Raw genomic sequence first — 10,692 nt, forward strand, 5'->3', positions numbered from 1 at the left:
GTAGCTTTGAAAACTTTCTAACCAACCTGCTCTCTGCTTTAATTGCCTATTCCTTTTTAGATAAGAAACCGAAACTCAACCTGGAAGAAATTGTTGATGAAAGCCATGTTTGCAACTTCGCTTAGCTCGAACTGACGTTAATTAAAAGAAAATTCCCTCCAGTTACCTGGAAGGAATTGCCTTATAATTAGAATTTAGTTGGTTTGGGAGCGTTATACGTTATTCTTATTTATTCTTTCTCGAAACGTATGTTTGCGAAATAATAAACTAAATCAACCGGCGGATTGAAATCAACCCAGGGTTCTCCTCCAATGTTGAGTACAATAACCCTGTTGTGTCTGTTCATTGCCTCAGATAAATCCAGGGTAATTTCAGTCCATTGGTTAAGTTCATTATCCGGAATATAGAAACGAGGTATTTCCCAGTATTCTTGTCCGTAATTACTGTTACCACCAAATGCCCACATGTTATTCATGATTCGTGGCCACAATCTTTTAAAAGGTTCATAAGTACCAACAAGGTCACTTTCTTTCGGAGTATAGACACTAAATTTTAGGTATTTATATTCTTCAACATTAAACTGGTACTCTTTTGGCAATGCAAAAATAAACGACGCACTTGTTCTTCTTGGAATTACTTTGTAAACATTTTCCAGTCCGTCTCCCGCAGGAGCATCTGTTGCCGGATACTCGTAATCCAACCACCAGTTCCAGTCCTGAACGATACCATCTAAGTGGAATTGGTTATCAAGCAATACCGATTGAGGTGTTTCAATCATTTCAACCACGCCACTTTCAACATAAGGAGCAAGCAAATCATCCAATCCCATTGAATGTGGATAATAGTATACTTTGTCAAGAATACCTGCTTCCAAAAGGTCTTTTAATGCTTGTTGGTCGCCCGAAGATATGTTTCCGGCTTTTCTTATACACGGAGAATAATCGCCTCCACCAACAACATCCTGAATGGTGTTTCTGTCGTATGCCAGTTCAGGTAATTTAAATAAATCGCTACCCGTTAGATCCAGTACTTTCAAATTTGGAAAGTAAAAGATATCCTGAAGCGAATTTGCATGAACAGGGTATACCAGTTCTTCAATATCAGAAACTCCATCAGCAGTAAAAACTGTTACACCATTTGCTTGTAGTATGTCTCTCTCTGCCGGAGAAAATTCTGACGAGCTCGTTGGCATATTGATTGATAGTACATCATTGAAGATAACGGTATCCAGAATGGGAGTGCGGTTAACAATAGGAACTATTTTGTATTCCATGTCAATGTTAACAGGTTCTCCTGCTTCGAGATTTCCTACAAAAAATCTTGAATCTTGACCTCTTTCTCCACTTTGTGTTTCGCCGTTCTTATCAGAGTAGCTAAATTTTAAACCATAGTAGTTCATTAGCACTGATGATATTCCGTTAGGCCAGTCTACAACTGCTGCTGAAGGTGAGGCCATTACTCTTGGCGGGCTAACTGCAACGCGGGCTAAATCGGTATTGGTATATGGAATCAATGCGATTTCCTGAGGAACAGATTCGTTACCGTATGCATCAACCGTAGTAATGTTGAATCGATAAAGTTTTGATTGGGTAAGCCCTGTAATATTTACCCACGACACCAAAGAGTCAATAATGATTTCCTGATCGTCGTATGTAATTTTGGTTTTTTCAGCTTTTCCCAATTTTATTTGGCTACTTGGAATCCGGCCGGCACTCATCAGGTCAATCTCAACCCTTTCAAATCCGATATAACCAATTACGGTATCGTATTTGGCAGGGTAAACAACTTCACCTTCATACATTTCCTGCTTTTCGTACATGTCTTCGCATGACCACATAAAAGCAACTAAAATTAGTAGTGATAATATTATATTTCTCATATGTTCAGATATTTTTATTCATTGTTAGATAAAACTAACTGCCACTTTTTTTACCGTAATATGTAATTTCAGACAAACAGTTTCCATTATCGAGCGTATAGTTTCCTCCAAAACCTTTTACCGCCCTGTAGCGCACCCAACGCGTAGGTTTTGTATATTGAGGATCATCAGGGAACATGTAGGCCATATCGCCCTCTTTTCCTTGTTTTACGATCTCCAGTTCACTCAAGCCAACAGGTACTTCGATTTTATGCTGGGTAACAAGTTCCCATTCCTCGGTTGTATCGTCGAAGATGTAAATTTCGTAGATACCTACGTTTTCACCTCTGTAGTACTGTCCCTGACAAAAATCGCCACAGAAATCCATGTGTCGTTGATGAGTTACAATACGACTCAATTCATAGTAATCTCCCAGGTCTATAATAATATTCCATGGCATGTTACCATCTGCACTGTTACCGGTACGGCCTCTTCCTCCGGTGTGTATGTAGTTCAGGTTGGTACCTTCATCGATTACTCCATCAACGGCGAGTACTAATCTACCTTCTGAGTTACTTCCAAATCCCTGCGGAATGCCTCCGATTGAATCGTTTGTGAGAGGCAGAAACCAATTGGATTTATCAATCTGGGTGTCTTCCAGAAGTGTGATATCTCCCATATCAACAGGATCTGAAATGTTACCGTAAATATCAGAAACACGGATTTCTACATTTACAGGTTCATCCTGCCCGAGGTTAAGATCTTCAACATAACGACGGTCGGTTTCCAGGTTTGAGGAGAATACAGAAGTGAATTGTTTTTGTTCACCATTCTGGGTATAACTAAAATCAACGTAAACATTTATACTTTGTTTCAGCTCGTTTTCCCAGTCGATGAAGAAAGCACCAAACGCCGGTTTCAGATTAAGTGATTTTGTTACACGGGCAATAGCCGATTCCAATGGTTTTACAGTAACAATAACCGGTTCTGATCTATTTCCTGCCCTGTCTAAAGCATATAACTCAACATTGTAGTCGATCGTATCTCCAAATCCGTATATGTCAAGTGAGTCAACAAAATACGATGCTGCAAAAGAGAAAGATTGTCCATCTTTGTTGGTATACCTGGCTTCAACACTCAACAGGTCTTCATCTTCAGGAACTGTATAGTGAAACCTGGCTCCACCGTAAAGGGGAGTATACGAAACCTGAGTAGGCTGGGCCGGAGGAGTATTATCGTCACTTGTTGCTAAACGCATTGTCTCCTCTTCGCAGGAGAACAATAGGATTACGAATGCAGCAAGTATTAAAAAATTAATTGTGATTTTCATAATATCGCATATTTTATCTTCGAAGAACTTAATGATTTTAGTTACTTGTACACAAGTGGTTTTATCGACGTATGTATAGAAGTGTTGTTTCATTTCTTCTCTTCGATCATTAATTAAAATGAATTTTTATTACCATCCAGGATTTTGAACGAGTTTAGAATTGGTATTCATTTCATTCAAATCAATAGGCCATAAACAATCGGTGATTGTAAATCTTCTCGACTGTTTAACTTCAAGATTAAAGAAGTTGGCTCCTGTAGTTCCTCTGTAATCCCAACCCCAAATCGGATTTGAGAATTCCATAACAGCTCTTTTTGTACGTAACATATCCCAGAAACGGCTTCCTTCAAAGGCCAATTCGTTTCCACGTTCTGCGAGAATTATGTCTCTCATACCTTCTTTAGTTGTATGCTTGTTAACTGATTTTACGATACTTGCATCAGACCACACTGTTTCAACATTCGGAACACCAGCTCTTTCGCGTACTAAATTTATGGCGTCGTAAACTTCCTGTGTCGGAGCATCATAATACTCATTTAGAGCTTCTGCTTTCATCAGGTACAAATCAGCCAAACGGATAATAGGGTAAGGGTATTTAACTGTTCTTGCCCAGTGTCCCGATTTGGATTCAGGATGAACAAATTTCTTTATACCAATACCGGTTTCAAAGTAGTCGGTAGTATGTTGCGATGAGTTAAAACCGCCATCGCTACCTGCATACATTTTTGTATTGATACGAACGCCGTGAGTACGCCAGTAACCACCTGTAATTGCCAGGTTGGCATAAAAACGTGGTTCGCGGTTCAGGTACAATTTAATGGTTTCGGCTCCTGGTTGCATAATACCTTTCATCTCGGTATATTCCGGATCATCAGCACCGGGAGTTGTCGTGATTTCCCACTTTTTGTCTAGTTCAAAAGTAAGGTCTTCTTCAATTGGTACACCATTTTTTGTGTAATACCTTTCTGCCATGCGGTAGGTTGCAGCCAACCATTGCCATGAAAAACCTGAAGTATTTGTTATACCGCCACCGTAACCATCAGGTAACCTCATATTTGATGCATGTCCGATCTCGCCCTGTTCGTATATATCAAGGTTTGAATACCCCCAGATTAATTCGTCATTCCATGGATCGGTAATGGCCATTCTAAGGTCATATATTGTCTGTATGTTCTCATCATTTTCAGCATAGTCTTCACGATCGAAAACATAAGGCTGTGTGTCGTAATGATATAACTGAATACCATTGGCTTCGCATGTTTCAATAGCATCTTCAATAGCATCAATAGCGTCTTTCCATTTTTCTTTATCGTAAACCAGAGGGAAGAATGGTTGGCCATCCTTGTCCATGAAGTCGCCAAAATATTCCATATTTCCATTGTAGAATGGGCTGGCCCTGAATAACATAACCCTTGCTTTGATTGCTTTTGCAACAACCTGGTCAACCTGACCAGCCAGGGTTGAAGGAACTTTTTCAGTTAAATTAGGAATGGCTTCGTCCATTAGTGTGATGATATAGTTAAAGCAGTCTTCCACTTTCGAACGTTCCTGAAATAATTCTTCTTTTGTAGCATCAGGCGAGATCAATTCATCAGCAATGATAATAGGACCATACTTCCGCACTAACAAAAAGCTGTAATAGGCTTTCAGGAATTTTACCTGGGCTTTCCAATCTGCTTTTTCCTCTTCAGTCATGTCCGGCACGTTATCAATATTGTTAAGAAAAACGTTCGCTTGACGGATTCCGGCATAAAGCCTTTTGCCACCATTTGTGCCTGACCAGTTTCCTAATAGTGGGTCGTTAGCTGTTTGTAAACCACGAGTTACCCTTATTCCTCTTAAATCCCATGCGTTGTCGTTATAATCCAGTCGTCCGATGTACTCATCACCGGCCAGCCACATGGTTTCGTGTGTTTTTTCTATCCTTGGCATATAGTTATAAACTTTTGCCAGTGCATCCCATGCCTCTTCTTTCTTTTTAAACAAATCTTCCAGTGTAATGGTATTATCCGGAACAACATCCAGATATCCTGTACACGAAGGTATAATAGAAAGAATGTATATGATTGCGAATATTTTTTTCAAAATTTTCATATCAAATATTTTTTAAAATTAGAATGATAATTGAACACCAATGTTAAACCTTCGGTTCGGCGGATATCCTAATCCCGCACGTCCCATTTCCGGATCCCACAATTTGAAGGGACTGATAACAAACAGGTTTACCCCACTGCAATAAATTCTTGCATTTTCGAGTCCAATCTTTTCAAATCCCTTACTTTTTATATTGTAGCCCATTTCTACTGTTTTTAAACGTAGAAAAGCACCATTTCTTAACCACCAGGTTGATACCTGAGTGTTGTTAGCAAGCGGATCAACTGATAAACGAGGCCAGAAGGCGTGTACGTCAGGATTTGTTTCCGACCAGTGATCTTCAGCAATTATTGAAAGCGCATTTCTTCTTGATGCAAATGGAGCTATACCATGCTGATTTCTAGAATTGTCGCTGGCATCAATAAAAAATGAAACTCGCGCATTACCCTGAAAGAAGAAAGACAAGTCGAAATTTTTAAATCCTCCTGATGCTCCGAAACCGTATTGAATCTCAGGAACAGTTGGTAAGCCCAGTGGAACACGGTCATTCGAGTTTACGATACCGTCGCCGTTAACATCTTTGTATTTGATATCACCGGCTTGATAGGTTCCAAAGTCTTGTTTTGGAGAATTGGCGATTTCTGCTTCGTCAACAAATAGTCTTTCGGCAATTAAACCCCACCATTGATTAGTGGAATGACCTTTTTGTTTCAGGTATTCGTCGGCATATTCTTTTTCGTCCAGCTCAACATATTTGTTTGTTGCGAATGTAATGTTAGCACGGCCGGTCAGCCACCAGTTTTTTGGTGATATGTACTGGTAATCCGCAGATGCTTCATATCCCCACGACTCTACTTTACCAACGTTACCACTGATTGCTGCTTCTAATCCGGCAGTGGCCGGGAAGTTCTGTCTCTGAAGATAGATTTGATCACGTACATCCTTAAACAGGTCTCCCTGAATTTTCAGTGCATCATCAAGGAAAGTCATTTCAAGTCCAAGGTTCATCTTTGTTGAAACCTCCCAGGTAATATCCGGATTGGCATAACGGTTTATATTGTAACCTCCGTAAGAATTCATATAAGTAGTTCCCCAGCGATAACCATACTGTGCATTGTTGTCATCTCCAAGCGCAATATCTGATAAATAGAAGAAACGGTCTTGGCGTTGAGCAATAGCGTCGTTACCAACCTTACCCCAGGTAGCTTTAAGTTTAAGAGTATTAACGATGTCTTTCATCGGTGTCCAGAAGTTTTCGTTCGAAATCAACCAACCACCACCAAAAGAAGGGAAAAAGCCATATCTTTTTGATCCGCTAAATTTCTCAGAACCATTGTATCCGTATGCAAATTCAAAGAAATACCGCGTATCATAGTCATAGGTTAAACGTCCTGAATTACCCATGTTTCGTTCTGGTAATGTTTCGTAAATAGACCTACTGTTACCCGCAGTTAAAAGGTATTCTTCGAACATTCCAACAGTCATCAAACCGATGCTGTGATTTCCGAATTCTCTGTCCCAGTTCAAGCGCGCTTCATAGTAGTAATGGGCACTTGCATCTCTGCCCGGATCAACATCTCCCAGGTACACCTGGCCACCTTCCGGATTCAGTTCAAATAATTTATATTCTCCGGTAATCTGGTTATAACTTTCCAGGTCATAGAAGAATGGACTGTAAGTACGTTTACTTGAATATTTGCTCCATGTATTTACCGATGCTTTAGCCTGAAGTTTTAATCCTTCGGTTATAAAATCAAGCTCTTGCGAAAGTGTCGCCATTGCAGTGATTGAACTTTCATTACGGTCTTCATATCCTCTAACCATTTCTGCATAAGGATTTTGTTTCAGGCTACCGTTTACAAAAGTGTTCCCAAAAAGTATATGGTCAGAGAGCAGGTGAGCTTCATCCGGTTCGTAAACTGCCGGAAAGTCAACCGGGTTGGAGTTCATTACCATTCTGAATATGTCTCCTGCTGATGAATTTGGTCCGTTGTATCTCTCAAACCTTCCTTGTAATCTTGTATCAAGTCTTGTTGTAGGCGTAATCTTTATAATAACGTTGTTACGCAATTGCACGCGATTAATATCAATGTTGTTATTGAAATTGTTTTTAGCGTCAACTTTTAACAGACCGGTTTCGTTTTCAAGTGATCCTGCAACATAATAGGTTGCCACTTTTCCTCCACCTGATACATTGAAATTCGCTTTTTTGTTAATTGTCGATTTTTCAAAAAGCTCGTCGTACCAATCAATGTTTGGATAGATCATTGGGTCTACTCCATCAGCAGTTGATTGTATCTTTTGCTCGCTGTAATAGGTTCCCAATAAGGGATTACGAGAAATTCGGGCCTCGTTGTACAGTTTCATGTATTCCACTCCATCCAGCAGCTCATTCATTTTAGTTGGTGTTGCCAAATGCGATTCTAGACGAACATTGATCTTAGCCGGACCTTCGCGTCCCGATTTTGTTTCAACGATGATAATACCGTTTGCACCCCTTGCGCCGTATAATACGGTTGCTGAAGCGTCTTTCAAAATTGAGAAACTTTCGATATTATCAGGTTCCAATCTTGCAAGGTCGTCTGATGAGGCTTCAAATCCATCGATAAGGATTAACGGATTTGTTTTGTAGCCGAATGTGGTTACCCCGCGAACGAAGAACTGTGCATTATCGGCTCCCGGTTCGCCCGAGGTTTGGTATGAAATAATCCCAGGGATTTTACCGGCCAACGCGGTTGTAAGGTTCGATGAAGGTTGCTTAAGTTCAGCCGGGCGAACCGTTTCAATTGAAGAAATTACACTTTCTTTTTTCTGCTTTCCAAAAGCCACAACCTGAACTTCTTCCAATTCGGTTTCGTCATCGTAAAGCGTAACGTTTACAACATTCTGATCTTTGATAACTACTAGCTCAGGCTTTTTCCCAACAAAAGAAAATTGAATTGTATCACTCACGGAAACGCGAATATTGAATTCTCCGTTTACGTTGGTTACTGTACCTCTGGATGTTCCAAGTACCATAATTGAAACACCGGGTATTGGTAATCCATCTACTTCTGTAACTACCCCGCTAACTACTTTTTGTTGATCTTGCTGGCTTGGTACTTCTGCCTTGGCTGCCTTTGCTTTTCGCAGAATAATCTGTTTGTCTTCTATTTCGGCAGTAACAAAAGCTTGTTTGCATAATTCTTCCAGCACATAGTTAATACTTTTGTTTTCTGCCTGAATTGAGATCTTCTGTCCTTCCTGAAAAATCTCATCCTGATATAAAACGTAATATTCTGTTTGGCTCTCAATTTGCGTGATTAATTCTTTAACAGTAGCATTTTTAAGGTTGAGATTAAGTCTTGCCTGGGCGGCAGAACTTACCCATCCGGTACTACACAGCAAAATGGAAAGCAAAAGCGCTAGCTTTAATTTTTTAAAATTAAAAACATAATCTTTTCGATCGAAAAGATGTCTCTTTCGTGATTTTCTCATAAATTTGATGGTTTATTAAATTAAGATTAATACTCTTAAAGCCTTAGAGTATTCGCACATACTCTTTGGCTTTTTCTATTTTATCGCATATTCGGTTTCATTTATTTTTACAATCTCTACTGATGCTGTTTTAGCTATAACATTCAACACACTTTCTTTATTCTCTTTCAATTCAAGTTTTCCGCTAATTCGCAGTAAGCCCAGATTAGGGTCGGCGTAACTGATTTTAATGTTATAATACCTTTCCACTTTTCTGAAGATCCGGTTTAAATCCTCGGTCTCAAAAAGTAAAAATCCTTTTTGCCACGAAATATAATTGTTGACGTTTACTTCGGAAATTGAGGTTTCTTTAGAGTTAATATCAAAAGCAGCTCTTTGATTTGGGGAAAGAATGTACTCCTTTGATGAAAACTGAAATCCCTGCTTTATCATTTTTACTTTGCCTTCAACAAGGATAGTTTCCACAATATTATCTCCTGGGTAGGCCGACAGGTCGAATTTTGTACCCAGAACTTCAATATTTATTTCTTTTGTTTGCACAATAAATGGCATATCCGGGTTGTGGGCAACATCAAAGTATCCTTCTCCGAGAAGTGATACAACCCGGCTTGAACCTACGAACTTTGACGGATAAACAAGACTCGACCCTGCATTTAAATGCGCAACGGTACCATCAGGTAATTTTATAGAGGCATTTTTACCGTAGGGAACAAACAATTGGTTTAAATCATTTTCAATTACTGCTTTCCCTGACTGAACTGTATCTCTTTTATTGATAACAATTTGTCCGTGGTTATTATAAACAATCTCTGATTCTTTGTCAGGTATTCGAACATTTTTTCCATCAGAAAGCGTGAGTGTGGAATAAGGGTAATTATTATCGTTCTTCCCAAAGTATTCAAACTCATTGAAACGAGGCGATTTGATATACTGGTTAACGCCTATTCCCAGTACAAAAAAGATTAGTCCAATAGCCGCATACTTTGAAATGGTAAGCACTAAAGTCCTTCTTTTTGTTTTTACTCTTGATTTTGCTATTGCCTGCTGAATTGCAGAATAGATGTCTTGTGCGGTTTTTTCGGTGTCGGTAACCGGTTTTGATTTAAGAGATAAAATAAATGTCCGGGCGAGTTGTATTTGTTCCTTCTCAGATTCATTGCTTTCAATATAAGCACTCCAGAATCTGTCGAGCTTCTTTGAAGGTTTGTTGACCCATTTTACAAATTTCGGATCTTCTAAAAATTTTAATATTTCATTCATAAGAATCGGATATACACCAATAGGTTCCCCTGATTCTTAAAACATGGACATTAAATTGAATTTTTTTTTCGAAAAAAGACAAAAAAGATAGTCATAAACTCTTTTTTATCAATGTAGCTTCTTAGTGAAAGCATCGCCCTGTAAAATAATTTACGTGTAGATTCAACGGAGATGCGCATGATTGCAGCGATTTCTTCATAGCTCATTTCTTCCTCAAATTTGAGGTATATAATCTCCTTTTGTTTTGATGGTAGCTTTGCTGTAGCTTGTTGAAGAAGATTTTTTATTTCCTCCGAAATCTCCTCTTGTTCGAGTTTCTCCTGGTAGCTATATTCTATATGAAAATCAAGTTCAACATTTTCTGTACTTGTGTCTAATGTCTCTATCCTGGAATTACGTTGAAGTCTCTTATATATTCTGTTTCGAAGAGCAATGAATAGATATGCTTTGAGGTTCTTTATTTCCGTTTTTTGCTTTTTGGGTTTTAAGAAAAGATCAATGAATATTTCCTGAATACTATCACGAACAGAATGCTGATCCGGACACAGTTTTGAGCCATAAGCAATCAACTGATATATATAGATATTGTAAATGGCAGTAAAACTGTCACTATTGCCTGTCTGAAAGGATTGCCATAAATTGTTTATATCCTTATCACTACTCCGTTTCATAA

The 10,692-nt window shown here is 39.0% G+C and carries 6 protein-coding genes; all 6 read right to left on the minus strand.

What is annotated here, in order from left to right; translation table 11 throughout:
* Positions 1-229: 229 nt before the first annotated feature.
* Positions 230-1,879, minus strand: coding sequence for a DUF4998 domain-containing protein (locus ABZB17_RS15665; RefSeq protein ID WP_372651387.1), 1,650 nt, complete (start codon positions 1,877-1,879; stop codon positions 230-232).
* Between the two features lie 34 nt (positions 1,880-1,913).
* Positions 1,914-3,188, minus strand: coding sequence for a DUF4959 domain-containing protein (locus ABZB17_RS15670; RefSeq protein WP_372651388.1), 1,275 nt, complete (start codon positions 3,186-3,188; stop codon positions 1,914-1,916).
* Positions 3,189-3,317: 129 nt separating this feature from the next.
* Positions 3,318-5,282 (minus strand): RagB/SusD family nutrient uptake outer membrane protein, encoded by a 1,965-nt coding sequence (locus tag ABZB17_RS15675; protein ID WP_372651390.1) that lies wholly within the window; start codon positions 5,280-5,282, stop codon positions 3,318-3,320.
* 18 nt (positions 5,283-5,300) lie between these two features.
* The gene (locus ABZB17_RS15680; protein WP_372651392.1) at positions 5,301-8,759 is read right to left on the minus strand and encodes a SusC/RagA family TonB-linked outer membrane protein; all 3,459 of its coding nucleotides are present in this window, start codon (positions 8,757-8,759) and stop codon (positions 5,301-5,303) included.
* 75 nt (positions 8,760-8,834) lie between these two features.
* Positions 8,835-10,019 (minus strand): FecR family protein, encoded by a 1,185-nt coding sequence (locus ABZB17_RS15685; RefSeq protein ID WP_372651394.1) that lies wholly within the window; start codon positions 10,017-10,019, stop codon positions 8,835-8,837.
* 50 nt (positions 10,020-10,069) lie between these two features.
* On the minus strand, positions 10,070-10,692 hold a 623-nt coding region (locus ABZB17_RS15690), incomplete at its 5' end, for an RNA polymerase sigma factor (protein ID WP_372651396.1).

The organism is Draconibacterium sp., from assembly GCF_041583095.1.
Lineage (GTDB): Bacteria > Bacteroidota > Bacteroidia > Bacteroidales > Prolixibacteraceae > Draconibacterium.